This is a genomic window from Segnochrobactrum spirostomi, from assembly GCF_009600605.1.
Taxonomy (GTDB): domain Bacteria; phylum Pseudomonadota; class Alphaproteobacteria; order Rhizobiales; family Segnochrobactraceae; genus Segnochrobactrum; species Segnochrobactrum spirostomi.
The window spans coordinates 1,569,302-1,594,155 of the sequence record NZ_VWNA01000001.1; the positions used below are offsets into that span (position 1 = coordinate 1,569,302).

At 68.3% G+C, this 24,854-nt stretch carries 28 protein-coding genes, 1 other RNA gene and 2 pseudogenes; 18 read left to right on the top strand and 13 right to left on the bottom strand.

The annotated features are described in order from the left end of the window. Nucleotides 1–9: 9 nt before the first annotated feature. Nucleotides 10–750 carry a phosphate/phosphite/phosphonate ABC transporter substrate-binding protein gene (locus tag F0357_RS07030; RefSeq protein ID WP_153479694.1) on the bottom strand — a complete coding sequence of 247 codons (741 nt, stop codon included), beginning with the start codon at nt 748–750 and terminating at the stop codon, nt 10–12. A gap of 210 nt (nt 751–960) precedes the next feature. On the opposite strand from F0357_RS07030, the gene ffs reads away from it, so the two are divergent. Both ffs and F0357_RS07040 read left to right on the top strand, forming a co-directional pair. Beyond that, nucleotides 961–1,058: signal recognition particle sRNA small type (gene ffs, locus F0357_RS07035), an RNA gene on the top strand. 28 nt (nt 1,059–1,086) lie between these two features. Further along, nucleotides 1,087–3,006 carry a DNA polymerase III subunit gamma/tau gene (locus tag F0357_RS07040; RefSeq protein ID WP_153479695.1) on the top strand — a complete coding sequence of 640 codons (1,920 nt, stop codon included), beginning with the start codon at nt 1,087–1,089 and terminating at the stop codon, nt 3,004–3,006. 24 nt (nt 3,007–3,030) lie between these two features. Here the strand turns inward: F0357_RS07040 and F0357_RS07045 are convergent, their stop codons facing one another. The 3 genes and pseudogenes from F0357_RS07045 to F0357_RS07055 form a co-directional block, all read right to left on the bottom strand. After that, nucleotides 3,031–3,648, bottom strand: coding sequence for an ATP-dependent Clp protease proteolytic subunit (locus tag F0357_RS07045; RefSeq protein WP_153479696.1), 618 nt, complete (start codon nt 3,646–3,648; stop codon nt 3,031–3,033). A 43-nt stretch (nt 3,649–3,691) separates the two neighbouring features. Next, nucleotides 3,692–4,047 (bottom strand): annotated as a pseudogene (locus F0357_RS07050) (SRPBCC family protein). Then, complete coding sequence (locus F0357_RS07055; RefSeq protein ID WP_153486398.1) at nt 4,044–4,376, bottom strand: ArsR/SmtB family transcription factor; 333 nt, start codon at nt 4,374–4,376, stop codon at nt 4,044–4,046. Before F0357_RS07055 ends, F0357_RS07050 begins: the two are co-directional and overlap by 4 nt. Before the next feature lie 243 nt (nt 4,377–4,619). On the opposite strand from F0357_RS07055, the gene F0357_RS07060 reads away from it, so the two are divergent. Both F0357_RS07060 and recR read left to right on the top strand, forming a co-directional pair. Then, entirely contained in the window at nt 4,620–4,940 is a 321-nt protein-coding gene (locus tag F0357_RS07060; RefSeq protein WP_153479697.1) for a YbaB/EbfC family nucleoid-associated protein, read from the top strand. Nucleotides 4,941–5,483: 543 nt separating this feature from the next. Beyond that, nucleotides 5,484–6,089 carry a recombination mediator RecR gene (recR, locus tag F0357_RS07065; protein ID WP_153479698.1) on the top strand — a complete coding sequence of 202 codons (606 nt, stop codon included), beginning with the start codon at nt 5,484–5,486 and terminating at the stop codon, nt 6,087–6,089. A 24-nt stretch (nt 6,090–6,113) separates the two neighbouring features. Here the strand turns inward: recR and F0357_RS25150 are convergent, their stop codons facing one another. The 7 genes from F0357_RS25150 to tesB form a co-directional block, all read right to left on the bottom strand. Further along, nucleotides 6,114–7,148, bottom strand: coding sequence for an FUSC family protein (locus F0357_RS25150; RefSeq protein ID WP_153479699.1), 1,035 nt, complete (start codon nt 7,146–7,148; stop codon nt 6,114–6,116). 25 nt (nt 7,149–7,173) lie between these two features. Continuing rightward, nucleotides 7,174–7,524: an HlyD family secretion protein gene (locus tag F0357_RS07075; protein WP_153479700.1), complete on the bottom strand. Its 351-nt coding sequence runs from the start codon at nt 7,522–7,524 to the stop codon at nt 7,174–7,176. Then, nucleotides 7,521–8,165 carry an HlyD family secretion protein gene (locus F0357_RS07080; protein ID WP_153479701.1) on the bottom strand — a complete coding sequence of 215 codons (645 nt, stop codon included), beginning with the start codon at nt 8,163–8,165 and terminating at the stop codon, nt 7,521–7,523. Before F0357_RS07080 ends, F0357_RS07075 begins: the two co-directional genes overlap by 4 nt. Before the next feature lie 160 nt (nt 8,166–8,325). After that, the gene (locus tag F0357_RS07085; protein WP_153479702.1) at nt 8,326–9,729 is read right to left on the bottom strand and encodes an ammonium transporter; all 1,404 of its coding nucleotides are present in this window, start codon (nt 9,727–9,729) and stop codon (nt 8,326–8,328) included. Nucleotides 9,730–9,770: 41 nt separating this feature from the next. Continuing rightward, nucleotides 9,771–10,109: a P-II family nitrogen regulator gene (locus F0357_RS07090; protein WP_153479703.1), complete on the bottom strand. Its 339-nt coding sequence runs from the start codon at nt 10,107–10,109 to the stop codon at nt 9,771–9,773. A gap of 411 nt (nt 10,110–10,520) precedes the next feature. Further along, nucleotides 10,521–10,859 (bottom strand): P-II family nitrogen regulator, encoded by a 339-nt coding sequence (locus F0357_RS07095; RefSeq protein WP_153479704.1) that lies wholly within the window; start codon nt 10,857–10,859, stop codon nt 10,521–10,523. Nucleotides 10,860–11,031: 172 nt separating this feature from the next. Further along, complete coding sequence (gene tesB, locus F0357_RS07100; RefSeq protein ID WP_153486406.1) at nt 11,032–11,946, bottom strand: acyl-CoA thioesterase II; 915 nt, start codon at nt 11,944–11,946, stop codon at nt 11,032–11,034. A 138-nt stretch (nt 11,947–12,084) separates the two neighbouring features. Between tesB and F0357_RS07105 the strand changes: the two genes are divergently transcribed. Beyond that, entirely contained in the window at nt 12,085–13,344 is a 1,260-nt protein-coding gene (locus F0357_RS07105) for a ubiquinone biosynthesis hydroxylase (RefSeq protein WP_153479705.1), read from the top strand. Between the two features lie 2 nt (nt 13,345–13,346). Here F0357_RS07105 and F0357_RS07110 read toward each other — a convergent pair whose 3' ends face one another. Further along, complete coding sequence (locus tag F0357_RS07110) at nt 13,347–13,736, bottom strand: response regulator (RefSeq protein ID WP_153479706.1); 390 nt, start codon at nt 13,734–13,736, stop codon at nt 13,347–13,349. A gap of 339 nt (nt 13,737–14,075) precedes the next feature. On the opposite strand from F0357_RS07110, the gene ftsE reads away from it, so the two are divergent. The 4 genes from ftsE to F0357_RS07130 all read left to right on the top strand — a co-directional run bounded on the left by ftsE (nt 14,076) and on the right by F0357_RS07130 (nt 17,649). Further along, nucleotides 14,076–14,735, top strand: coding sequence for a cell division ATP-binding protein FtsE (gene ftsE, locus F0357_RS07115; protein ID WP_153479707.1), 660 nt, complete (start codon nt 14,076–14,078; stop codon nt 14,733–14,735). Beyond that, on the top strand, nt 14,732–15,727 hold the full coding sequence (locus F0357_RS07120) for a cell division protein FtsX (RefSeq protein ID WP_208948251.1): 996 nt from the start codon (nt 14,732–14,734) through the stop codon (nt 15,725–15,727). The genes ftsE and F0357_RS07120 overlap by 4 nt, the downstream gene beginning before the upstream one ends. A 335-nt stretch (nt 15,728–16,062) precedes the next feature. Beyond that, nucleotides 16,063–16,704, top strand: coding sequence for a YdcF family protein (locus F0357_RS07125; RefSeq protein WP_208948252.1), 642 nt, complete (start codon nt 16,063–16,065; stop codon nt 16,702–16,704). Between the two features lie 171 nt (nt 16,705–16,875). Further along, nucleotides 16,876–17,649: a lysophospholipid acyltransferase family protein gene (locus tag F0357_RS07130; protein ID WP_312861490.1), complete on the top strand. Its 774-nt coding sequence runs from the start codon at nt 16,876–16,878 to the stop codon at nt 17,647–17,649. On the opposite strand, the gene F0357_RS07135 is transcribed toward F0357_RS07130, so the two are convergent. Then, nucleotides 17,634–18,017 carry an ACT domain-containing protein gene (locus F0357_RS07135; protein WP_153479710.1) on the bottom strand — a complete coding sequence of 128 codons (384 nt, stop codon included), beginning with the start codon at nt 18,015–18,017 and terminating at the stop codon, nt 17,634–17,636. The genes F0357_RS07130 and F0357_RS07135 overlap by 16 nt on opposite strands. A gap of 160 nt (nt 18,018–18,177) precedes the next feature. Here F0357_RS07135 and F0357_RS07140 point away from each other — a divergent pair, with 160 nt between their 5' ends. From F0357_RS07140 to ureG, 9 genes and pseudogenes are all read left to right on the top strand, one after another. Further along, on the top strand, nt 18,178–19,098 hold the full coding sequence (locus F0357_RS07140; RefSeq protein WP_153479711.1) for an urease accessory protein UreD: 921 nt from the start codon (nt 18,178–18,180) through the stop codon (nt 19,096–19,098). A gap of 15 nt (nt 19,099–19,113) precedes the next feature. Further along, nucleotides 19,114–19,734 (top strand): urease subunit gamma, encoded by a 621-nt coding sequence (locus tag F0357_RS07145; RefSeq protein WP_153479712.1) that lies wholly within the window; start codon nt 19,114–19,116, stop codon nt 19,732–19,734. Between the two features lie 42 nt (nt 19,735–19,776). Next, complete coding sequence (locus tag F0357_RS07150) at nt 19,777–20,112, top strand: AbrB/MazE/SpoVT family DNA-binding domain-containing protein (RefSeq protein ID WP_153479713.1); 336 nt, start codon at nt 19,777–19,779, stop codon at nt 20,110–20,112. Continuing rightward, nucleotides 20,109–20,510 carry a type II toxin-antitoxin system VapC family toxin gene (locus F0357_RS07155; protein ID WP_153479714.1) on the top strand — a complete coding sequence of 134 codons (402 nt, stop codon included), beginning with the start codon at nt 20,109–20,111 and terminating at the stop codon, nt 20,508–20,510. The genes F0357_RS07150 and F0357_RS07155 overlap by 4 nt, the downstream gene beginning before the upstream one ends. Nucleotides 20,511–20,520: 10 nt before the next feature. Beyond that, nucleotides 20,521–22,229: pseudogene (gene ureC / locus F0357_RS07160) on the top strand (urease subunit alpha). A 64-nt stretch (nt 22,230–22,293) separates the two neighbouring features. Next, on the top strand, nt 22,294–22,788 hold the full coding sequence (locus F0357_RS07165) for a DUF29 domain-containing protein (protein ID WP_153479715.1): 495 nt from the start codon (nt 22,294–22,296) through the stop codon (nt 22,786–22,788). A 9-nt stretch (nt 22,789–22,797) separates the two neighbouring features. Further along, a complete protein-coding gene (locus tag F0357_RS07170; RefSeq protein ID WP_153479716.1) occupies nt 22,798–23,478 on the top strand; it encodes an urease accessory protein UreE in 681 nt (226 codons plus the stop codon). Between the two features lie 15 nt (nt 23,479–23,493). After that, nucleotides 23,494–24,210, top strand: a complete 717-nt coding sequence (locus F0357_RS07175) for an urease accessory protein UreF (RefSeq protein WP_153479717.1) — start codon at nt 23,494–23,496, stop codon at nt 24,208–24,210. Then, nucleotides 24,207–24,827 (top strand): urease accessory protein UreG, encoded by a 621-nt coding sequence (ureG, locus tag F0357_RS07180; RefSeq protein WP_153479718.1) that lies wholly within the window; start codon nt 24,207–24,209, stop codon nt 24,825–24,827. The genes F0357_RS07175 and ureG overlap by 4 nt, the downstream gene beginning before the upstream one ends. Nucleotides 24,828–24,854 lie beyond the last annotated feature (27 nt).

A 24,854-nucleotide genomic window follows, 5' to 3' on the forward strand; every position in this document is an offset into this window, starting at 1 on the left:
GCGCGGCCTTTACGTACCGGCCGGCAGTTCGTTCAGCTCGTGAAAGAAATAGTGAACGTCGGCATAGAGGAAGGGTTTGAAGCAGCCATAGATCGACGACCACGGCGGCACCCAGCGTACGAGGGCCTCCGTCAGCGCTGCGCGGAGCACCGGATCAAGGTCGTGCCTCGCGACGACGATGGCTGGCTTGCCGTGGTCATAACGGTCGATGATCTTCGTCGTCGCAGCGTTGGCCGGGTTGGTGCGCCAGACGTCCTCCGGGACCATGGTCGAGCGGACCTCGCCGTTGATCACCGCATCGATCTGCCCCTGCCACGCCCTGACCGGCCGCATGTCCAAGAAGCCGGCGAAGGGAATTCCCTTCGCCGTCAACATCACCGCAGGCGGGAAATAGCTCGAGGTGCAAGACTTGTTGATGTAGCCGTAGGTCGTCCCTTTGAGATCGATCAGTCCAGTCGCAGGATCGTCCTGCCGCACCACGAGCACACTCGGCATATCGGTGAGGCCGGTGAATTTCGAGGTGGGGATGACGAGGCCGCGATAGTGCCAATCACCTCGCTGCAGGAAGCGATGATAGTCGGCCGATGGAATGAACGCGAGGTCGGGCTCGTGCGCTGCGATTTTCCGGCCGATAGAGGGCAAATCAGTCGACCCCTCGACGGAAATGTCGAAGTCACGCAACACCGTAGCCACCTCGCGATCTTTGGTATCGATCGGTAGGTTCGTATCGATCAGAAATTTATAGCCCACGTTGCAACCCCCCGTTTGCCATGTTCAGGTTCTGTCCTGAACATCCTGCTATTTGCTGAGACTAACCTCGCGTCGAGCACAACACCAAGGGTCATGAGATCAGGCCATGACGTGCGGATCCGGATCTCGCCACTCCGAGGGGGAGGACTGTTCGCGGTTCACCGTCACGCCCCCTTGCCAAGCCCCGCCTCCTCGTCGATATAGGGGGCGGGAGGTTGGTGGTGGACGAGCCACTCGCCAACCGGGTCAGGTCCGGAAGGAAGCAGCCCCAACGAGCCCCGGCACGGGTCATCGTGCCAGCCTCCCACCTCGCCACCTCGCCTTCCGGGATCGCGCATGCACGGTGACGGTTCGGACCTCATCGGTAAAGAGCCGCGTGTCCCGGCGCCGGGTGCGCCCGCCGACGAGCCGAGCTTCCTGCCGGCCGAGCCCGCGCCCAAGGCCGCAGCGGCGACCGCGCCCTACCGGGTGCTTGCCCGCAAATACCGCCCCCGCTCCTTCGACGACCTGATCGGCCAGGAGCCGATGGTGCGCACGCTTTCGAACGCCTTCGAGAGCGGCCGCATTCCGCAGGCCTGGATGCTGACCGGCGTGCGCGGCGTCGGCAAGACGACCACCGCCCGCATTCTCGCCCGCGCGCTCAATTATGTGGTGCCCGGCGAGATCGACCGTCCGACGGTGAAGCTGCCCCGCCTCGGCCTCCATTGCGAGGCGATCATGGAGGGCCGCCATGTCGACGTGATCGAGATGGACGCCGCCTCCCACACCTCGATCAACGACATCCGCGAGATCACCGAGGCCTCCCGCTACAAGCCGGTGAGCGCCCGCTACAAGGTCTACATCGTCGACGAGGTGCACATGCTCTCGACGGCGGCCTTCAACGGGCTCCTGAAGACGCTCGAGGAGCCGCCCGAGCACGTGAAGTTCGTGTTCGCGACGACCGAGATCCGCAAGGTGCCGGTCACGGTGCTGTCGCGTTGCCAGCGCTTCGACCTGCGCCGCATCGATGCCGACGTGCTCGTCACCCATCTGACCCGGATTGCTGCGGCCGAGGGCGTGACGGTGGACGACGAGGCGCTCGCCCTGGTCGCCCGCGCCGCCGAGGGCTCGGTGCGCGATTCCCTCTCCCTGCTCGATCAGGCGATCGCCCACGGCGGCGGCCGCGTCACCGGGACGGACCTGCGCGCGATGCTCGGCCTCGCCGACCGCGCCCGCGTCATCGACCTCTTCGAGCACGTGATGCGCGGCGACGCCGCCGCTGCCCTCGCCGAACTCAAGGCGCAATACGACGTCGGCGCCGACCCAGCGGTCGTGCTGACCGATCTCTCCGCCTTCGTCCACCTGGTGACGCGCCTCAAGCTGGTGCCGGACGCCGCCCGCGACGCGAGCCTCACCGAGGCCGAGCGGCTGCGCGGCGCCGATTTCGCCGGCCGCCTCCCGATCCCGGTCTTGAGCCGCGCCTGGCAATTGCTGCTCAAGGGCATCGCCGAGGTGCAGGGCGCCGCCCGCCCCCTCGCCGCGGCCGAGATGGTGCTGATCCGTCTCGCCTACACCGCCGATCTGCCGACGCCCGACGAGGCGATGCGGCTCTTGCGCGACGGCGGCGATCTCTCAGGCCGCGGCGGCTCCGGCGCGCCGTCGGGCGGGAATGGCGGTAGCGGCGCCGGCCCGCGCGCCGCGCTCAAGGTCGCGGCGGAGGGGGCCGGCGGGTCGCGCCCGTTCGCCGCGGCCGCGCCGCAAGCCCAGGCCGAGACCGCACGCGCCGCGGCCGGCCCGGCCCTCGCTTCGCTCGCCGACATCGCCGAGCTCTGTTCGGCGAAGCGCGACATTCGTCTGAAATTCGCCGTCGAACGGCAGATGCGGCTGATGCGTCTCGAAGCCGGCCGCATCGAGTTCGAGCCGACGCCGGACGCCCCGCCCGACCTCGCCGGCGAACTCGGCCGCAAGCTGAGCGACTGGACCGGCACCCGCTGGATCGTCACCGTGACGCGGGGCGCGAGCACCCGCACGCTGCACGAGGAGCGCACCGAGGCGGCCGCCCGCTCGATCGACGACGCCCGCAACGACCCCCTCGTCGCCGCCGTGCTCGCCCGCTTCCCCGGCGCGTCGGTGGTGGATGTGCGGATCAACGGGGAAGAGCCGGCCGCCGCCGTCCTCGCCCCGGTGCGCGAGCGCGACGAGTTCGACGACGACAACGCCTCCGACGGCCACGACGACCTCGCCTTCGACGCCGATTTCAACTTCGACAAGCTCTAAGGAGCCGAGCGCGGCAACCCGCGCTCACGCCGCAGCGCGGGGATCGACCTCGCGCACGTCGAGAATCCGATCGATCAGCCCCCATTCCTGCGCTTCCTCAGCGGTCATGAAGCGGTCGCGGTCCATGGCCGTCTCGAATTCGGCATAAGATCGGCCGCAATGCTCGGCGTAGAGCCGCGTCATGCGATGCTTGATGCGCTTGATCTCCTCGGCGTGGATGAGCACGTCCGATGCCTGCCCCTGGTAGCCGCCCAAGGGCTGGTGGACGAGGATGCTGCTGTTCGGCAAAGCGGCCCGCTCGCCAGGCGCCCCCGCCATCAGCAGAAACGACCCCATCGACCGTGCGGTCCCCATGCACAGCGTGTGGACGGGCGGCCGGACATATCGCATCGTATCGTACATCGCGAAGCCGCTCGTCACCATGCCGCCGGGCGAATTGATGTACAGATAGATCGGCTTATTTGGATTCTCCGCTTCCAGAAATAGAAGCTGCGCGCAGACCAGCGCCGACACGTCGTCGTTCACCTCACCATTCAGGAATATGATCCGTTCGCGTAGCAGCCTCGAATAGATATCGAAGGCCCGCTCTCCGCGGCTGGACTGTTCAACGACCATGGGGACGAGTTGCATCATCTCGCGCATAGCGAACTCCGGCTTGCGAAGAATTGAGGGGCGAGGCGCGATGTCAGGCGGCGAGCATGACGGGGCCGTCGCGATTGGCGGCAAGCCTGATCATGCGGGCGGCCCGCTCGTCGGTGAGGCGGTGGATGATCTGCAGCCGGGTCCCCCGGCGGCGTTCGGCATGATGCAGAGCGTCACGATGCTTTCGAGGAAAGGGGGCTGCGGATCGCGAACCCGGTAGGACACCGCCTCGCCGGGCTCGATCGAAATCGCTTCGGCCCCCGCGAGCAACTTCGCCGGAAGCCAGCGCTCGCGCAGTTCGGACACGCTGATCGCGCGCCACACCTTCTGCGGCGGCTCGTCGAGATCATATTCGAGCGCGACGCTGATCGGGCTCGCCTCGTCCGTCCGGTCGTTCATGGGTCCATGTCCTTCAGCACCTGCTTGAGCGCATCGACCCGAGACGGCCAGAATGCGCGATATCTCGCGAGCCACTCCACGACAGCAATAAGCCCCGCGGGATCGAGCTCGTAATGGACGAACCGGCCCCGCTTTTCCTCCCGCACCAGATTGGCTTGGCGCAGGATGGCGAGATGCTGCGAAATTGCCGGCTGGCTGATCGCCATGCCTTCCCGCAGCGAGCCGGCATTCATGCCGCCAGTCGCCAGCTTGTCGAGGATCGCGCGGCGGGTCGGGTCCGCCAGGGCGCGGAAAATTTCGTTCTCCGTCATGCCGATATATAAGTACATACTTATGTGATTCGCAAACCCGAATCCGCCTCCCGCAACGGACCGCGCGGTTTCCGGTAGATCGGTGCGGCGCCGGGTGCGCTGTCGCGCGTTCATCGCTCGAGCGCCCCTAACGGCTGCATCACGCTCGGGATTGCGTTTTTTTGAACATGCGCTTACCGACCGCGTTTCCCTGCGGTCGAATTATCCGTAAGTGTGCGGGCCTCGGCAGCAGATCGGCCGCGCGACAGAAGGACCTTCGCGATGGACTTCCTCAAGATGATGACCAAGGCCAAGCAGCTCCAGGAGCGCATGGGCTCGTTGCAGGAGGAGGTCGCCGCGATCGAGGTCGAGGGCGTCTCCGGCGGCGGCCTCGTCAAGGTGACGCTCACCGGCAAGGGCGATCTCAAGGCGCTGTCGGTCGATCCCTCGCTCCTCAAGGCCGACGAGAAAGAGATCCTCGAAGACCTCATCCTCGCCGCCCACGCCGACGCCCGCCAGAAGGCCGAGGGCCTGCTCGCCGAGCGCACCCAGGCCTTGATGGGCGACATCGGCCTGCCGGCCGGCTTCAAGCTGCCGTTCTGAGGCCGCAATGGAAACGCTTGTCAGTATTGTAGAAAGTGCAAACTTCTGGGGCTTGGTAGTTGGCATTATCCTATCCCCTATAGTAGCCTTACTTTCCATTAGGCTGACAGAGGCGGAGCGCCGAAAGACGCTCCGCAGGAATGCATTTCTGTTTTTAATCGCCACAATCGAGAACACGATCGAGTCATCAGAGATCCTATTAAGCGAATACAGGTCTTCATCAATAATATATTTCGATCTCATTGAAGTCCTAAAGGATGAAGTCGGTCTCTATTCTAGACAGAGAGAAAGTATATTTATAGTCTGAGAGAAGAATATCGAGAGAGAAGTTGATCAATACTTTCGCCGCGTCCGAATTACAGCAACACGCCTCGCTTCATTTCAAACGTCGATATATAATACAGAGAAGAATGAAAAGATTTCTGATGAACAGAGAACTGCGCTAATTCAAAGCTCGAGGCGGATAATTGACGACTTCAACCAAGAGTTAAGAGTCCAGACTGCAATCGGCCGCAATCTAATTTCCAAAATTGCCCAGTTGAAATGAAACGTTCCGTCACCGGCCCCGAAATCGAGCGGCTGATCCAGTTGCTCGCGCGCCTGCCGGGCCTCGGCCCACGCTCGGCACGCCGGGCGGCGCTCGCGCTCGTCAAGAAGCGCGAGCAATTGCTGGTGCCGCTCGCCGCCGCGCTCGGCACGGTCGCCGAGAGCGTCAGGGTCTGCTCGACCTGCGGCAACGTCGATACCTCGGACCCCTGCACCATCTGCACCGATCCGAAGCGCGATCCGAGCGTGATCGTGGTGGTCGAGGACGTCGCCGATCTGTGGGCGCTCGAGCGTGCCGGCGCGGTCGATGCGCGCTATCACGTGCTCGGCGGCACCCTCTCCGCCCTCGACGGCATCGGCCCGGACGATCTGCGCATCGGCCAACTCGTCGAACGCGCCGCCGACCCGGCGGTGAAGGAAGTCATCATCGCCGTCAATGCGACGGTCGAGGGCCAGACCACGGCCCATTACATCACCGACCAGCTCGAGGGCACGGGCGTGGCGATCTCCCGCCTGGCCCACGGCGTGCCGGTCGGCGGCGAGCTCGATTATCTCGACGAAGGCACGCTGTCCGCCGCCATCCGCCAGCGCCGGCCGTTCTGACGCCGCCACTGAGCACTGCGCCGCTCAGGATTGCGCCGCCATCCGCCGGGCGGCGCGGCCGAGGAAGAGCGGCTTCAGCATCACCACGAGCACGATCAGCACGACGACGCCCGTCAGCATGCCGGCGAGGCGCTCGATCGCCGGCGTGATGGAGGTCGGCGCGCCCGGGCCCGTGATCATGCCCAGAATGAAAGCGATGCCGCCCTGGGTGCCGACATAGGCGAACCGGCTGGTGCTGTGGTGGAGACGGGCGAGCCCCCAGATGCCGGCCCCGAACCCGATCGACCAGGCGATGAGGGATTGCGGCAGGAGGAGCGCGCCGGCGATGCCGAGGGCGCCGCCGAGGACACAGCCGACGATGCGGTGGAGCCCGCGCACCTCCATCCGCCCGACCTCCCGGTCCATCAGGGCGGCGACGCTGACGATCGCCTGGGCGACGCTCGGCAGGTCGGTGAAGGTCCACAGGATCAGGATCGTCGCGGTGGCGACGCCGGACAGGATCGCCGTGTGCTCGATGTCGAGGCGCTCGGCCACCCCCGTCGCGGCCGGCGCGGGCGGCGGCGTGCCGATCAGGCGGCCGAACAGGAGCGTCGAGATCAGGTGGGCGAGAACGCCCGCGGAAATCTCCATCGCCCGCGCCGTGGCGAGGCGGAAGAGGTCGTCGGTGCCGCTGGCGTTGCCGACCACGATCATGGTGGCGGTGACGCCGAACATGATCCAGGCATAGCCGTAGGCGGAGACGAAGCGCCGCGCCGTGGAGACGCCGACGAGGACGGAGAGGAAGGCGATCTGCTCCGCGGGCTCGCCCGCCGTCCAGACCGCGAGCCAGAACCCGACGAAGCAGCCGGCGGCCGTGCCGGCGAGCCGCAGCACCGCCTTGGTGAGGGCAGCGCGATGATCGGGTTGCGCCAGGATCCACGCCGAGATCGCCGCCCAATAGGGGTCGGGTAGCCAGGCGAGGAAGGCGATCATCGCGGCGAGCCACACGCTGAAGGCCGTGAGCACCGCCTGCCGCTCGACGATCGGCGCCCCGAGCGCGAGGCTCGTGGGATCCGCCACGCCGGTCACCGCCCGCGCCGCCGCCTCACGACGGCCCTCCCATGAAGGTCACGACGCTCGCGTCCGCCCCGGCGAACAGCCGGCGCCGCTTCGGCAGGTCGCCGAGGTCGATCTCGACCGGAAAGCGGCGTTGCAGCCGCACCCAATCGGTGTCGACGCCGACATAAGGCAGCGGGTTGGTCGGGTCCTGGTGGCGCGCGATGCCGCGGGCGACGCCCCGCACCGTCCCGACATGGATCGCCCACGGGTCCGAGGCGAGGCGGACATAGACCACCTGCCCCGGCTTCAGGTTCGCGACATATTCCTCCTGGAGGTTCGCCACCACGCGCCAGCCGTCGTTGGTCACCAGTGCGACCACCGTGTCGCCGACCTTCACATAATCCCCGGCTTGGCGACGAAGGGGGCGACGTAGCCGTCCGCGGGGGCGTGGACCTCGGTCCGCGACAGATCGTACTGGGCCGATTGCAGCGACGCCTCGGCGACGCCGGTCGCGGCGGCGGCGACCGTGACCTCGCTGCGTGTCGCCGCCTCCCCGGCCCGCGCGGAGGCGAGCGCGGCGTTTGCGGTGTCGAGATCGCGCACCGTGTCGTCGCTCTCCTGCTCGGAGATGAACCCGCTCACCGCGAGCTGCGAGAGCCGGCGCTGGCGCAGCGCGGCGTCGCTGCGGCGGGCTTCGGCGGCGGCCACCGCGGCCTGCGCCACGGCGACCTTCTGCCCGGCCGCCTTCTCCTCGGCGCGGGCGAGGGCGAGGGTAGCCTGCGCCTTGGCGACGGCGATCTGATAGGGGCGCGGATCGAGGGAGAACAGGAGGTCGCCCGCCTTCACCGCCTGATCGCGGCCGACGGCGATGCGCGCGATGCGGCCGTCGACCTCGGGGGCGAGTTCCACGACGTCGGTCGCGACATAGCCGTCCCACGTATAGGCGACGAAGCTGGTGACGAGTTCGTAGAGGACGAAGGCGAGGACGAGCAGTCCGAACACCGACCATCCGAGATGTGCCTTGAAGAAGGCCCGCATGCATCCTCCTCCGCCATAGAGCCTTCTTGCCCGAGGCGCCGGAGGGGCACAAGCGCGCACAAAAAAAGCCCGCGTGAACGACACGCGGGCTCAAGGCTCAGGAGGAATTCCGAAGCGGACGACGCCGGCCGCCCGGAGGCGGCCGGCGAAGAGAGATGGCTCAGCTGTGATAGGCCGCTTCGCCGTGGGCGGTGATGTCGAGACCCTCGCGCTCGGCCTCGACCGGCACGCGCAGGCCGATCACGAGATCGACGATCTTGTAGAGGATCGCCGAGCCGATGCCCGACCACAGGATGGTGACGCCGACCGCCTTGAGCTGGGCGATGACCTGCGTGGCGTAGCCCGGGAAGGTCGCCGCGAAGTCCGGGGTCGAGTAGTCGACGATGCCGGCGCCGCCGAGCGAGGGCGAGACCAGGATGCCGGTCGCGATGGCGCCGACGATGCCGCCGACGCCATGGACGCCGAACACGTCGAGGCTGTCGTCATAGCCGAGGGCGTTCTTCACGGTGGTCACGAAGAACACGCAGATCGGGGAGACGATGAGGCCGAGGATGATCGAGCCCATCGGGCCGGCGAAGCCGCAGGCCGGGGTGACGGCGACGAGGCCGGCGACGGCGCCCGAGATGATGCCGAGGAGGCTCGGCTTACCCTTGATCGCCCATTCGACGAACATCCACGACACCGAGGCGGCGGCGGTGGCGAGCAGGGTGTTGATCGCGGCGAGCGCGGCGCCACCGTTCGATTCGAGGTTCGAACCGGCGTTGAAGCCGAACCAGCCGACCCACAGCAGGGCGGCGCCGACCATGGAGAGGGTGAGCGAGTGCGGCGGCAGCGGCTCCTTGCCGTAGCCCACGCGCTTGCCGATCAGGATGCAGCCGACGAGGCCGGCCATACCGGCGTTGATGTGCACGACGGTGCCGCCGGCGAAGTCGAGCGCGCCGAACGAGAAGATCAGGCCGGCCGGATCGGCGTAGGCGCTCGGGCCGCCCCAGAACCACACCATGTGGGCCATCGGGAAGTAGATGAAGGTCGCCCACAGGGCGATGAACAGCAGCAGCGCCGAGAACTTGATGCGCTCGGCGAAGGCGCCGACGATCAGGGCCGGGGTGATGGCCGCGAAGGTGCCCTGGAAGAAGATGTAGACGAACTCGGGGATCACCACGCCCTTCGAGAAGGTCTCGACGGTCGACGACGGCGTGATGCCGGCGAGGAAGGCCTTGGAGAAGCCGCCGATGAAGGAGTTGAGACCGCCGCCGGCGGTGAAGGTCAGCGAGTAGCCGTAGACCGCCCACAGCACCAGCACCATCGAGGTGATGGCGAAGCACTGGCTGAGCATGGAGGCCATGTTCTTGGTGCGCACGAGGCCGCCGTAGAACAGCGCGAGGCCGGGCACCGACATCATCAGAACGAGGACGCTCGAAATCAGCATCCAGCTCGTGTCGCCCTTGTCCGGGGTCGGAACCGCCGGCGCGGCCGGTGTCGTCTGCGCATAGGCCGTTCCGGCGGCGAGGAGACAAAGCGCCGCTGCGGGTAGGACCCGGCGCGCGATGGCGTCAATCTTCATGAGGGAAATCTCCTGAGAGACAAGGTCAAAAGGCGGGAGGATCAGAGGGCGTCGACGTCGGTCTCGCCGGTCCGGATGCGGACGGCCTGATCGACGCTGAAGACGAACACCTTGCCGTCACCGATCTGGCCGGTCTTCGCGGCCCCGACGATCGCCTCGACCGTCTTGTCGACGGCTTCGGTCGGCACGACGACCTCGATCTTGAGCTTCGGCAGCAGCGTCACGGCGTATTCGGCGCCGCGGTAGATCTCGGTGTGACCCTTCTGCCGTCCGTAGCCTTTGACTTCGGTGACCGTCAGGCCCTGGACGCCGATGCTCGTGAGGGCCTCGCGGACCTCTTCGAGCTTGAACGGCTTGATGACCGCCATCACGATTTTCATGAACTATCCCTGCTCGCCTCGTGGTCGGGGCCTCACAGCCCGTGCACCTCCCCAATCAAATCGCGTGCCAACACGGGGCGTTCGGGAACCGGGGCGTGTGCGGGGGATTGAAAAAGGTTAACGGAGAGACGGCTCGCGATGCGGAGCGGACTATCGTCAGTCGGCTCTTTCCAAAGCCACGAAGGCGGCCGCCCTCTTCTCCCCGCAGGGGAGAAGGTGCCCCGAAGGGGCGGATGAGGGGTCTAAGAACTCAGAAAATCTGGGAAATTCGGCGATGCTCGGGGGATTCGGCCCCTCATCCGGCCCTGTCGGGCCACCTTCTCCCCGCTCGCGGGGAGAAGGGAGCGGAGAGGCCGAGTTCGGAAACGACCTCAGGCGAGCCGAAAGACGACGAGGCGAGCTCGCCGCCGCTCAGAGGGCGTCGTGATCGGTCTCGCCGGTACGGATGCGCACCGCGCGGTCGATGTCGTGGACGAAGATTTTGCCGTCGCCGATATGGCCGGTCCGGGCGCTCGCGGTGATGGCGGAAACGACCGCGTCGACCCGTTCCGCGGGCACCACCACCTCGACGCGGAGCTTCGGGATGAACGACACCGAATATTCCGCACCGCGGTAGATCTCGGTATGGCCGCGCTGGCGTCCGTGACCCTTCACCTCGGTGATGGTCAGGCCCTCCAGGCCGAGCCCACTCAAGGCATCACGCACTTCCGTGAGCTTGAACGGCTTGATGATGGCGATGACGATCTTCATCGGCCGTTTCCCCCGGACGCGTCGAATCGAGCCTTCCCTTTATCCTAGGGGAGCCTGCGTCTTGTGCAATGCATTGCTGCGCATTTGGCGCACGAGAGGCGTTCATCACCGAATTTGCTCAAATATTAGGCGAACGTTCGTTTCGTGGGCAGGCCCGTCACGGCTTCGCCGCTCAATCGCCGCGGATCAGCCCCTCCTGCACCGCCGATGCGACGAGGCGCCCCGCACGATCGAACACAAGCCCGCGATTGTAGCCGCGGGCGCCGCCGGAGGTCGGGCTGTCCTGGTGGTAGAGCAGCCAGTCGTCGGCCCGGAAGGGACGGTGGAACCACATCGCATGGTCGAGGCTCGCCACTTCGAGATCGGGATCGAGCGGCGGCCGGCCGTGGGCGAACAGCGAGGTGTCGAGCAGCGTCACGTCGGATGCATAGGCGAGCGCGCAGCGGTGGATTGCCGGATCGTCCGGCAGCCGCCCATTGATCCGCACCCAGATGTCCTGCACCGGCGCGAGGGGCTCCCGCGTCGTGTAGTGCTTGAGGTCGACGGGGCGCAGATCGACGAGCCGGTCGCGCTTGAAAAAGGTGCGCACGAAGGGATGCAGCGTGTCGAGATAGGGCGCCAGCGCGTCGCGCAAGGGCGCGAGCGTCTCCGGCGGCGGCACGGCGGGCATCGCGACCTGGTGTTCGAGCCCCGGCTCCTCGATGTGGAAGGAGGCCGACATCGCGAAGATCGGCCGGCCGTGCTGGACCGCGATCACCCGACGGGTGGTGAAGCTGCGGCCGTCGCGCAGCCGCTCGACCTCGTAGACGATCGGGACAGTGGGATCGCCGGGTCGGATGAAGTAGGCGTGGAGGGAATGGGCGTTGCGCCCTTCAACGGTTCGCGAGGCGGCGACCAGCGCCTGGCCGATCACCTGCCCGCCGAACACCCGCTGCCAGCCGTCCTGCGGGCTTGTGCCGCGATAGAGATTCTCCTCGATCGGCTCGAGATTGAGGATGGAGAGCAGTCGGGCGAGTTCCGCGGGCGCGCTCGCCCCCTCGAGATCCTCGGCCTTGCTCGGTCCCTCTTGGTTCGGCGCGTCGCCCATCATGCTCACTCCGTACTCACTGCCATCGCCCCGTGCCGCAGGCAGACGCGGCGGAACCGCGCGGGGGGCCCGCCGGCGATGTCATCCACCGCCCATGGCGTTATATGACGCTTGGTACGGCAAGCCGAGGATCATGCAATGGCCTTCACCCCCCGCTCCGTCGCGGCTCCGGCCGCGGGCGACACCATCGCCGACGTCTCGATCGTCGGCGGCGGTACCGTGGGCCTCGTCACGGCCCTCGCCGTCCGCCATGCCGACCCGAACGCCTCCGTCGTCCTGATCGACGCCCGCCCGCCCGGCCCCTACAAGGACGAGCGCGCCTCGGCGATCGCCGCCGCGGTGCGCCGCATGCTGACCCGTCTCGGCGCCTGGGACGCGATCGAGGGCGAGGCCGAGCCGATCCGCGACATGATCGTGACGGACAGCCGCCTGCGCGACACCGTCCGCCCCGTCTTCCTCACCTTCGGCGGCGACGTCGAACCGGGCGAGCCGTTCGCCCACATGGTGCCGAACGCGGTGATGCTGGACGCGCTCGCGGGCGCAGCCGAGCGGGCCGGCGTGCGGACGATCGCGCCGGCGACGGTCGACGACTTCACCGTGGACGGCGCCGTCGCCACGCTCCACTTCACCGGCGGCGACACCCTGCGCACCCGGCTCCTCGTCGCCGCCGACGGGGTGCGCTCGCGGCTGCGCGGGCTCGCCGGCATCGGCGTGGTGCGCAGCGACTACAATCAGTCGGCAATCGTCACCACCGTCGCCCACGAGCGGCCGCACGAGGGCCGCGCCGTCGAGCATTTCCTGCCCCACGGGCCGTTCGCCATCCTGCCGCTCACCGGCAACCGTTCCTCCCTGGTCTGGACCGAGCGCCGCGCCGAGGCCGAGCGCCTCATCGCGCTGGAAGACTTCACCTTCGAGACGGAACTCGAGCGCCGCTTCGGCCGCGAACTCGGCGCCATCAGCCTCGCCGGGCCGCGCCACGCCTATCCGCTCGGCATCAGCCTCGCCCGCGCCTTCGTGGCGCCGCGCTTCGCCCTCGTGGGCGACGCCGCCCACGGCATCCACCCGATCGCCGGCCAGGGCCTCAACATGGGCTTCCGCGACGCCGCGGCGCTCGCCGAAGTGCTCGTCGACGCGCGCCGCCTCGGGCTCGACCCCGGCGCGCTCGACATTCTGAAGCGTTACGAATCCTGGCGGCGGTTCGACACCGTCGAGATGGGCTTCACCACGGACGTGCTGAACCGGCTGTTCCGCACCGACATCGGCCTCGTGCGGCAGGTGCGCGATATCGGGCTCGGGCTGGTGGACCGCCTGCCGCCGCTCAAGAAGCACTTCATTCGCGAGGCGGCCGGCCTTGGCGGCGCCGACATCCCCCGCCTGATGCGCGGCGAGGCGATCTGAAATCAGGCGGCGTCGACGCGGCGCCCGCCCCCCGCGAGCGCCCGGCCGACGGCACGGCGGATGTCGCTCAGGGTGAAGGGTTTCATGACGAGATCCTGGATCACCGCGCGCAGATCCTCGGCCGCCTCGCGCTGCTCGGCATAGCCGGTCATCAGCACGATCGGCAGGTCCGGCAGGCGGGCGCGGGCGGCATGGGCGAGCGCGATGCCGTCCATCTCCGGCATGGTGATGTCGCTGACGAGCAGGTCGAAGCCGCGCTCGAGGTTGGTCAGGGCCTCCATGGCGTGGACGCCGTCGCTTGCCTCGATGACCGCATGGCCGTCGAGTTCGAGTGCCCGTCGAACGAACGTGCGGACGGAATCGTCGTCCTCCGTGATCAGGATGCGCGCCATCCCCGTACTCCCTCGCTGCGGGGTTTCGCCCCGCCGCCTTCGTGCTCATCCGCGCCGCCATCTCGGCGCGGGGGCGATTGCCGCCCGTCGAGACGACGTTGCGACCGCGGATGTTAACGCTCACCGAATCGTGCGGGTTGCGTCGCCCCGGGATGGCGCCCGATCCGCCGATCGCCCGGGGCAGCGTTAACGCCCGTTCAACGCGATCGGCGCAATCGTGACGGCCTCGCCTGCCGGCCTCGCCCACCGCCCGGCGATGCGCTATCTGTGCCGTCCGACGTCCGTGCCGAGCCGAAGGACCCGCCGCCGCGCCCCCGTCCGCTTCACCGGAGAGAATGTTTGATCCGCTTCGAGAATGTCGGCCTGCGTTACGGAATGGGACAGGAGGTCCTCAAGGACCTCAGTTTCCATATTCCGCCGCGGTCCTTCCAGTTCCTCACCGGCCCATCTGGAGCCGGCAAGACGACGCTGATCCGCCTCCTGTTCCTGTCGCTGAAGCCGACGCGCGGCCTGATCCGCGTGTTCGGGCGCGACATCTCCACCATCGCGCCGCGCGAATTTCCGGCGCTGCGGCGGCGCATCGGCGTCGTGTTCCAGGATTTCCGCCTGCTCGACCACCTCACCACCTACGAGAACGTGGCGCTTCCCTTGCGCGTGCTCGGCCGCACAGACGCCGATTATCGCCACGACGTGGTGGAACTGCTGCGCTGGGTCGGGCTCGGCGATCGCATCAACGCCTTCCCGCCGGTGCTCTCGGGCGGTGAGAAGCAACGTGTGGCGATCGCCCGCGCCCTCATCACCCAGCCGGAGGTGCTGCTCGCCGACGAGCCGACCGGCAATGTCGATCCGCCGCTCGCCCGCCGGCTCTTACGCCTCTTCCTCGAACTCAATCGGCTCGGCACCGCGGTCGTCATCGCGACCCACGATATCGGCCTTATGGATCAGGTCGACGCCCGGCGCCTCGTGATCGCCGATGGCCGCGTCGAGGTGTCGGAATGAGCGGCGGCGCCCGCAAGGCCGCGAAGACCGCCGCGCCGCGCAAGGCCGCCGCCACAGGTGACGCAGGCCGATCGCGCGCGGCGCGGCGCGCCGTCGCCCCGACGACCCCGATCGTGCCGCCGTCTTCCGTCGCCGGCCGCGCGCTCGTCACCGTCGTTGCGATCATGAGCTTCCTCGCCTGCCTCACCATCGCCGGCGTCCTCGTCGTGCGCACCGCGGCGGCCGGCTGGGAGACCGATCTGCGCCGCGAGGTGACAATCCAGGTTCGCCCCATCGACGGCGTCGATATGGGTGCCGCGCTCGACCGCGCCGTCTCGATCGCGGAATCCGCGCCCGGCATCGGCACCGTGCGCACCCTCTCCGCCGACGAAACGCGCGGCCTGCTCGCGCCTTGGCTCGGTTCCGGCCTCGACATCGATGCCCTGCCGGTGCCCCGCCTCATCTCGGTCACCGTGGCTGATCCCACCAAGACGGACCTGCCGGCGCTCGGCCGGGACCTTGCGGCGGAGGTCAAGGGCGCGAGCCTCGACGACCATTCGTCGTGGACCGAGCACATGGCCTCGATGGCGAACAGCGTCGTCGTCGCCGGGCTCGGGGTGCTCGCTCTGGTGCTGACCGCGATGATCCTGTGCGTCGTGTTCGCGACGCGTGCCGCGATGGCGGCGAACCGCGAGATCGTCGAGGTGCTGCATCTCGTCGGCGCCGAGAACCGCTTCGTCGCCCGTGAATTCGAGCGACATTTCCTGCGCCTCGGCTTGACCGGCGGGGCGCTCGGCGGCGGGGCGGCGATCGTCACCTTCCTCATCCTCGCGCTCTTGCAGCGCGCCGGCGCCGGAACCGCGGAGGCGGATCAGGCCCGCGCCCTGTTCGGCGGGATCGGCATCGGATGGTCGGGCTATGCCGCAACCATTCTCGTCACCGCGGCGGTGGCGCTTCTCACCGCGCTGACCTCGCGGATTTCCGTGGTGCGGCACCTGTCGCGCATGCTCTGAGGCGGCAGCCCCTCGGGCCCTGAATTCGCCACGGACCGGCCCTCGTCAGCCCCAGATTTCTGCGTTAGCTTGAGATCATGGCGGTTAACGAGTCGCACACTTCCTCGTCCGCCGTGCGGGCGATGGCATCTTCCGAGGCGGCGACCCTCAAAGCCGCCCCCGGTCTTGCGTCCGCCTCATGGCAATCGAGCGCTTGGACATCGAGCCCGTCCCGCCGGGACGCGGGGGCCCGACGTTCGGCTTGGCGGCTGCCATTCTTCCGCCGCGCGCCGCGGGAAACCCCGCAGCACGCCGCGGCCGACGGTCCTGCCCCCGTGCGCCGCCGCCCGGGCCGTATGATCGCCCTTGCCGCCGTGCTCGCCGCGGTGTCGGCGGTCGGCTTCGACTTCGCCTCGTTCGTGAGAACCGTGACGAGCGCACCGCCGCCCGCAACGACGCGCGCAGACGCGATCGTCGTGCTGACCGGCGGCGCCGCCCGCATCCCCTACGCCCTCGATCTTCTCAAGGACGGCCGGGCCGAGCGGATGCTGATCTCCGGCGTCGATCCGCGCGTCAGCGAGAACGCCGTCCTGTCGCGCCTCGCCCCCGTCGCGCGCTTCCTCGCCGGCTGCTGCATCGATTTCGGGCGCGAGGCGTCGAACACGGTGGGCAATGCCGCCGAGGCCCGCAAATGGGCCGAGGAGAAGGGCTTCCACTCCCTCTTCGTCGTCACCAGCGCCTATCACATCCCCCGCTCGCTCGCCGAGTTCGGCGACGCCCTGCCGGGCCGGACGCTGATCCCCTACCCGGTCGCCCGGCCGGGCCTCGATCTCGATCGGTGGTACGAGCGCCCGGAGACGATCCGGCTCGTGATCTCGGAATATCTGAAGTTCACCCTCGTGCGGGCTCGCCTCCTCGCCGAACGCCTGGGCCTCGCCAGCCCCGCCTCGGTGTCGCAGGCCGCCGGCGTCATTCCTCACAAGCCCGGCCCGGCCTGATCTCGGCACCCCCCCAGCCGTCGCCCGAGCAATCCTGCAGGCCGGGTGCGGTCGGGCGCTTGTCAGCGCCGTGCCGCCCGCCTATCCAAGGCCGGTGCCGCAGGCACGGGTTCGGTCGGCTCCGGCCGGCGGACCGCGATTTCCTTCCGTCCCGCTCCAGGATTGTCTCCCGTGCTGGTGGTCCGCTCGCTGCTGTTCGGTGCCGTCTTCTACACCGTGCTGATCGGCTATCTTCTGATCACCTGGCCGGCCTACTTCCTGCCGCGGCGTCTGTCCTGGCGGGTGGTGATTTCGTGGGCGCGGGTCAGCCTTTGGCTGCAACGGGTCATCGTGGGGACGAAGGTCACCTATCGCGGCGTCGAAAACCTGCCGGCCGGCGGCTATCTGGTGGCGTCCAAGCATCAGGCGATGTGGGAGACCTTCGCGCTTATCCCCTGCTTCCCCTACGCGACCTTCGTGCTCAAGAAGGAGCTCATGAAGATCCCGATCTTCGGCTGGGCGATGAAGCGGATGGGAATGATCGCGGTCGATCGCGAGGCGGGGCGCAAGGCGCTCGTCGGCATGGCCGCGGATTCCCGCGCGGCGGTCGCGCGAGGCGAGCAGGTCATCATCTTTCCGGAGGGAACGCGGCAGGTGCCGGGCGCGGCGCCCGACTACAAGCCGGGCATCGCCCTGCTCTACCGCGACCTCGGCGTTCCCTGCGTGCCGGTCGCGCTCAATTCCGGGCTCTATTGGCCGCGACGCACCAACCTGCGCCATCCCGGCACGATCGTGGTCGAATTCCTGCCGCCGATCCCGCCGGGCCTGCCGCGCGCCGACTTCATGGCGCGCCTCGAGGCTGACATCGAGACGGCGAGCCGCCAGCTCGTGGCGGAGGCCGCAGCCTCGCCCAATCCGCCGCCGATCCCGCTGGTCGCGCGGGAGGACGCTCAGGCGAAGCTGTAGCCCGCCTTGCGCAGCGCCTCGTGGGTGCGGTCGAGATCGTCGGCCTTCACCAGCAGATGGTCGCCGTCATAGGTCGAGACGAGGAAGATGCCGATCTTCTCCTCGGCGAGCGGCTTGACGATCGCGTAGATGATGCCGGTCTCGTCGAGGCCGAACGGGCCGACGACCTTCATGCAGCGCCAGCCGCGCTCGGTCTGGACGTCGGAGGGCACACGCTTCTCGCGGCAGACGATCGAGAGCTCGTTGTCCGAGCGGCTGACCGAGGTGAAGCCGTCCCCCTCGACCCACTCTGGCACCGGATCGTTCGGTGACAGCCGCGAGATGGCATAAGGACCGGGAAGCTGCTTGAAGACGATCTTCGGAACCATGGCCTTCCTTCGTATCGGGCTCGCCCGGGCGCAAGATAGCGCTGCGGACGATCAACGGCGATAGCACAAAAAGATCGCGGACGGACAAGGGGCCGTTCGGCTCATCCACGGTGGCATATCGCTTGCTTGGCTTCAGCCTGATGTCGGATTCTCTTCGCCTATGCTCGATCTCGCCACGCCTGTTCCCGCCGATCCCCGACCGTCCGCCGGCGCGGACTGCGGCGTTTCGCCGTTCGGTACGGCGGTCGTGACCGAGCCGTCCGCCCTCCGGCTGCCGGATTTCGTGCGGGCGCGCGGCGGCGTGCGGCTCGCCTTCGCGGCCGGCGCGGCGCGCACTTATGCCCACACGGTCGCGGAGCGCGGCTCCTTCCGCGTCCGCATGCCGCGCCTCGCCGCGGGCTGCGAAGCGGTGCTGATCAACACCGGCGGCGGCCTGACCGGCGGCGACCGGATGGAGGTCGAGATTGCCTCGGCGGCGGGCACCGAGGCGGTTGTGACGACGCAGGCAGCGGAGAAGATCTACCGCTCCGACGGACCGGCGACCGAGATCGAGACGACCCTGCGGCTGGACCGGGCGAGCCGGCTCGCCTGGCTGCCGCAGGAGACGATCCTGTTCGACCGCGCCCGGCTCGCCCGCCGGCTGACGATCGAGATGAGCGGGGAGGCGCGCCTCCTCCTCGCCGAATCCATGTTCTTCGGCCGCCGCGCGATGGGCGAGCGGCTGACCGAGGGCGTCTTCCACGACCGCTGGCGCCTGCGCCGCGACGGTCGGCTGATCTTCGCCGAGGACGTCCGGCTCGACGGGGCGCTCGACGCGCGGCTCGCCCGCGCGGCGATCGGCGCCGGTGCCGTTGCCACGGGCACCATCCTGCTCGCTGCCCCGGAGGCCGAAAGCCGCCTGGAGGAGGCCCGCGCTTTGCTCGCCGACACCCGGCCGGGACCGCCCGTCGAGCGCGCCGCGACCGCCTTCGGCGGGCTCCTCGTCATCCGCCTCGTCTCCGCCGACGCGCAGGCCTTGCGCGATCGGCTCGTTCATGTCGTCGAACATCTGCGCGGGCAGGTCATGCCCCGCTCCTGGTGAAGTCCGGAGGAAACGATGAACCTCTCCCCCCGTGAGAAGGACAAGCTGCTCGTCTCGATGGCGGCCATGGTGGCACGCCGCCGGCTCGAGCGCGGCGTGAAGCTGAACTTTCCCGAAGCCGTCGCCCTCATCACCGATTTCGTCGTTGAAGGCGCCCGCGACGGCCGCTCGGTCGCCGACCTGATGGAGGCCGGCGCGCACGTGCTGACGCCGGATCAGGTGATGGACGGCGTCGCCGAGATGATCCACGACGTCCAGGTCGAGGCGACCTTTCCGGACGGCACCAAGCTCGTCACCGTCCACGACCCGATCCGCGGCGCGCCGGAGACGCTCGTTCCGGGCGCGGTCGAGACCGCCGACGGCGACATCGTCCTCAACGAAGGCCGCGAGACGGTGACGCTGACGGTCTCCAACACCGGCGACCGGCCGATCCAGGTCGGCTCCCATTACCATTTCTACGAGACCAACGCCGCGCTCGCTTTCGACCGCGACAAGGCCCGCGGCATGCGTCTCGACATCGCCGCCGGCACCGCGGTGCGCTTCGAACCGGGGCAGACCCGCGAGGTGACCCTCGTCGCCTATGCCGGCGACCGCAAGGTCTACGGCTTCCGCGGCCAGGTGATGGGGGCGGTCTGATCTGCTAGAGTAAGGAGACTTCGAAATTGTAAGGAGGCCGCCGTGCCCCACTTCACCGCCCGCATGAGTTCCAAGGGCCAGCTCACCGTGCCCGCCAAGGTACGCGAGTTCCTCTCGCTCGAGACCGGCGACATCGTCGATTTTTATATCGACGAGGCGCTCCGCGTCGTGCGGCTCCGCGCCCGCAATGCGGCCTCCGACGGTCTGCTGGGCGCGCTCGTGCCTTTCGTCGGCCAGGCCACGCCCGTGGAGCCGGAAAGCGCCGCGGCGGACCGCGAAGCCTCGCGCGAGGACAGCCGTGTCGCGCAGGATTGGCGCGAGTGGGCAGAGTTCGAAGCGTGGCGGCGGGCACGCCGGACCGGAGAGGCCGCCGAATGATCGGGCTCGACACCAATGTGCTCATCCGCCTCTTCGTAGATGAACCCGACGGCCGGCAGACGGCCGCCGCCCGAGCCCTCTTCCGCGAGACCGCCGAGACCACGCTGCGCATCTCGCTCATCGTCCTCGTCGAGTCGGTGTGGACCCTCCGCAGCCGCTTCGCGGTCGGACGGACCGGGATCGCCACCTTCCTCGCCCATCTGCTCGATCATCCGCGCTTCGACCTCGAAGCGAGGGACTGCGTGGAAGCCGCCTTCGAAGCCTTCGCGACGCAGCGTGCCGATTTCGCAGACTGCCTAATCGAGGCGCTCAACGTTCGTGCCGGCGCCTCGGCAACCTTTACGTTCGATCGCGCTGCGGCTGCCGCGCGCAACCATTTCCGCCTCGTTCCAGCCTGAGGAGCCGCCCATGTCCGCCCGCATCTCGCGCCATGCCTACGCCCACATGTTCGGCCCGACCGTGGGCGACAAGGTGCGGCTCGCCGACACCGACCTCTATATCGAGGTCGAGAAGGACTTCACGATCTACGGCGAGGAGGTGAAGTTCGGCGGCGGCAAGGTGATCCGCGACGGCATGGGCCAGAGCCAGGTGACGAATGCCGCCGGCGCCGCCGACACGGTCATCACCAACGCGCTGATCCTCGACCATTGGGGATCGTGAAGGCGGACGTCGGCCTCAAGAACGGCCGCATCCTGGCGATCGGCAAGGCCGGCAACCCCGACACCCAGCCGGGCGTGACCATCATCATCGGGCCGGGCACCGAGATCATCGCCGGCGAGGGCAGGATCCTCACCGCGGGCGGCTTCGACAGCCACATCCACTTCATCTGCCCGCAGCAGGTGGAGGATGCGCTGATGTCGGGCATCACCACCCTGCTCGGCGGCGGCACCGGCCCGGCGGAAGGCACCAAGGCCACCACCTGCACGCCGGGCCCGTGGCACATCGAAATGATGATGCGTGCCATCGACGGCTTGCCGGTTAACATCGGCATCTCCGGCAAGGGCAACGCCTCGCTCCCGGCGAGCCTGATAGAGATGATCAAAGCCGGGGCCTGTTCGCTGAAACTCCACGAGGACTGGGGTACCACACCGGCGGCAATCGACAATTGCCTCTCGGTCGCCGATGATTACGACATCCAAGTAATGATCCACACCGACACCTTGAACGAATCCGGGTTCGTCGAGGACACCATCGCCGCCTTCAAGGGGCGCACCATCCACGCCTTCCACACCGAGGGTGCCGGCGGTGGCCATGCGCCGGACATCATCAAGGTCGCCGGGCTGCCGAACGTGCTGCCCTCCTCGACCAATCCGACCCGGCCGTTCACGGCGAACACCCTCGACGAGCATCTCGACATGCTGATGGTGTGCCACCATCTCGACCCGTCGATCCCGGAAGACCTCGCCTTCGCCGAAAGCCGCATCCGACAGGAGACGATCGCCGCCGAGGACATCCTCCACGATCTCGGTGCACTCTCGATGATTTCATCGGACAGCCAGGCGATGGGTCGCCTCGGCGAGGTGATCACCCGGACTTGGCAGACCGCCCACAAGATGAAGGTGCAGCGCGGCCGCCTCGCCGGCGAGATCGGCAACGACAATCTGCGCGCCCGCCGCTATGTCGCGAAATACACGATCAACCCGGCGATCGCCCACGGCGTCGCCAAGCACATCGGCTCGATCGAGCCGGGCAAGCTCGCCGATCTGGTGCTGTGGACACCGGCCTTCTTCGGCGTGAAGCCGGACATCGTGCTCAAGGGCGGCGCCATCATCGCGGCCGCGATGGGCGATCCGAACGCCTCGATCCCGACTCCGCAGCCGGTCCATTACCGGCCGATGTTCGGCGCCTTCGGCAAGGCGCTCCAGGCGACGAGCGTGACCTTCACCTCCCAGGCAGCGATCGACGGCGGCCTCGCCGAGCGGCTCGGCCTCGCCAAGGCGCTGGTGGCGGTCGAGAACACCCGCGGCGGCATCTCCAAGAAATCGATGATCCACAACGACGCGACGCCGGACATCCGGGTCGATCCGGAGACCTATCAGGTGACGGCCGACGGCGAACTGCTCGTCTGCGAGCCCGCCCATGTTCTGCCGATGGCGCAGCGCTATTTCCTGTTCTAGGTTCGATGCACCTCCCGCGGTGGTCGCCGACGTGACCGTCCGCGCCGAGGGTGGAGTTTCCGCGATGGCCCAGCCGATCAAGGCCGGCGATACGGCCGGCGCCGACCGAGGCCTCTATTCCCGCGATTTCCACGCCTGGACGAAAGAACAGGCGCGATTGCTGCGTGCGCGTCGTTTCGAGGCGCTCGACCTCGACAACCTTGCCGAGGAGGTCGAGGCGGTGGGACGCAGCGAACGGCGCGAGATCGAGAACCGCCTCCGGGTTCTCGTCGCGCATCTCCTGAAATGGCGCTACCAGCCGGGCGCACGCTCCGCCGGATGGCGCGGCACCATCACCGAACAGCGCGCGCGCCTCTCCCGCGTGCTCGCCGACAGCCCGAGCCTCAGAAGCTTTCCGAGCGAGGCGTTCGATCTCGCCTATCTCTCCGGCCGCCTGCTCGCCGCCAAGGAAACGGGGATGGATTTCACCCTGTTTCCCGAAACGCCCCCCTTTACCATCGATCAGGTTCTCGACGACGGGTATCTGCCCGTGGAACCCGGCCTCTTCGACCCATCCTGAGACGCGATCATGCTCCGTGCCAACGCCGTCGTCCGCAAGCCCGCCGTGAAGCCCGAGCGGATCGCCGATTCCGTGATCCTCGACCACGAGGGCCGCCAGCGCCGCCGCGTGGCGCTCACGACCGAAGGCGGGCTCGAATTCCTGCTCGATCTCGAAAAGCCCAAGGCGCTCGACGATGGCGACGCGGTGAAGCTCGAGGACGGCCGGCTCATCCTCGTCAAGGCGGCCCCGGAGCACCTGCTCGAGATCACGACCGCGACGCCGCTGCGGCTCCTCCGGATCGCGTGGCATATCGGCAACCGCCACACCCCGGCCGAGATCACCGAGGAGGCGATCTACATCGCCGACGACCACGTCCTCGCCGACATGGTGCGCGGCCTCGGCGCCGGCGTCGCGGCGGTGACGCGCCCGTTCCGGCCGGAGCGCGGCGCCTATGGCGGCGGGCACGATCACGGTCATGATCATGGGCACGACCATGGACATGGGCACGCCGCGCACGATCATCATGACCACGCCCACCATGACCATGGCCACCACGACCACGGGGCGCATGGGCATGGACATGAGCATGGGCATACGCACGATCACCACGATCACAGCCAGTGCGGCCATGACCACAGCCACGATCACGACCATCACGGGCATGATCATCCCGGCCACGACCATGGCCCCGGCCACCGTCACGGCTGAGGGGACGACCGCCTGATGCCGGCCGCGCCGCCGATCGAGACCCCGCCGGGCGAGGCGGCCAGCCTGCCGCTGCCGCTCGCGCTGTGGCTCTCTCCCGCCTTTCCGGTCGGGGCCTTCGCCTACAGCCACGGGCTCGAATGGGCAGCCGAGGCAGGCGACGTCCACGATGCCGAAAGCCTCGCCGGCTGGCTCGCGGACATCCTCGCCCACGGCGCGGGACGCAACGACGCCATCCTCGCCGCGGAGGCCTTCCGCGCCGTCGCGGCGGCGGACGACGACCGGCTCGCCGCGGTGGCCGAGCTCGCGGCGGCGCTCGGCGGCAGCGCGGAGCGACGGCTCGAGACGCTGACCCAGGGCGGCGCCTTCGTGGCGACCGCCCGCGCCGCTTGGCCGTGTCCGGCGCTCGACCGGCTCGTCGCGCTCGCCAAGGGCGAGATCGCCTATCCCGTTGCGGTCGCCACCGCGGCGGCGGGCCACGCTCTGCCGATCCGCGCCACCCTCGAAATGCTCGTCACCGGCTTTCTCGGCAACCTCGTCTCCGCCGCCGTGCGCCTCGGCATCGTCGGGCAGACCGATGGGCAGCGCGTGCTGGCCCGCCTTTTGCCCCTGTGCCGCACGGTCGCGGCTGACGCCGAACGGGCGTCGCTCGACGATCTCGGCGGGGCGGTGTTCCGCGCCGATCTTTCCGCCCTTCTCCACGAAACCCAGTACACGAGGCTCTTCCGCTCATGACCCGCTCCGAACACGGGCCCCTGCGCGTCGGCATCGGCGGCCCCGTCGGCTCCGGCAAGACCGCGCTCATGGAGGCGCTCTGCCGCGCGCTCGGCACGAGCTACGATCTCTGTGCCATCACCAACGACATCTACACCAAGGAAGACGCCGAAATCCTGAGCCGGACCGGTGCGCTCCCGGTCGAGCGCATCATGGGTGTCGAGACGGGTGGCTGCCCGCACACGGCGATCCGCGAGGATTGCTCGCTCAATCTCGCCGCGGTCGAGACCATGCGCGGAAAATTCCCCGCGCTCGACCTGATCCTGATCGAATCCGGCGGCGACAATCTCGCCGCGACCTTCTCGCCGGAACTCGCCGACATCACCATCCACGTCATCGACGTGGCGGGCGGCGAGAAGATTCCGCGCAAGGGCGGCCCGGGCATCACCCGCTCCGATCTCCTCGTCATCAACAAGATCGACCTCGCCGAGCATGTCGGAGCGAACCTCGAGGTGATGGAGCGCGACACCCGCCGGATGCGCGGCGAGCGGCCGTTCGTGTTCACGAATCTGCGAGGCGGCAAGGGCGTGGACGTCATCGCGCGCTTCATCGAACGCGCCGGCGGCCTCGCGGCCTAGATCGCGCCGGGGGGCATCCCGACGGCC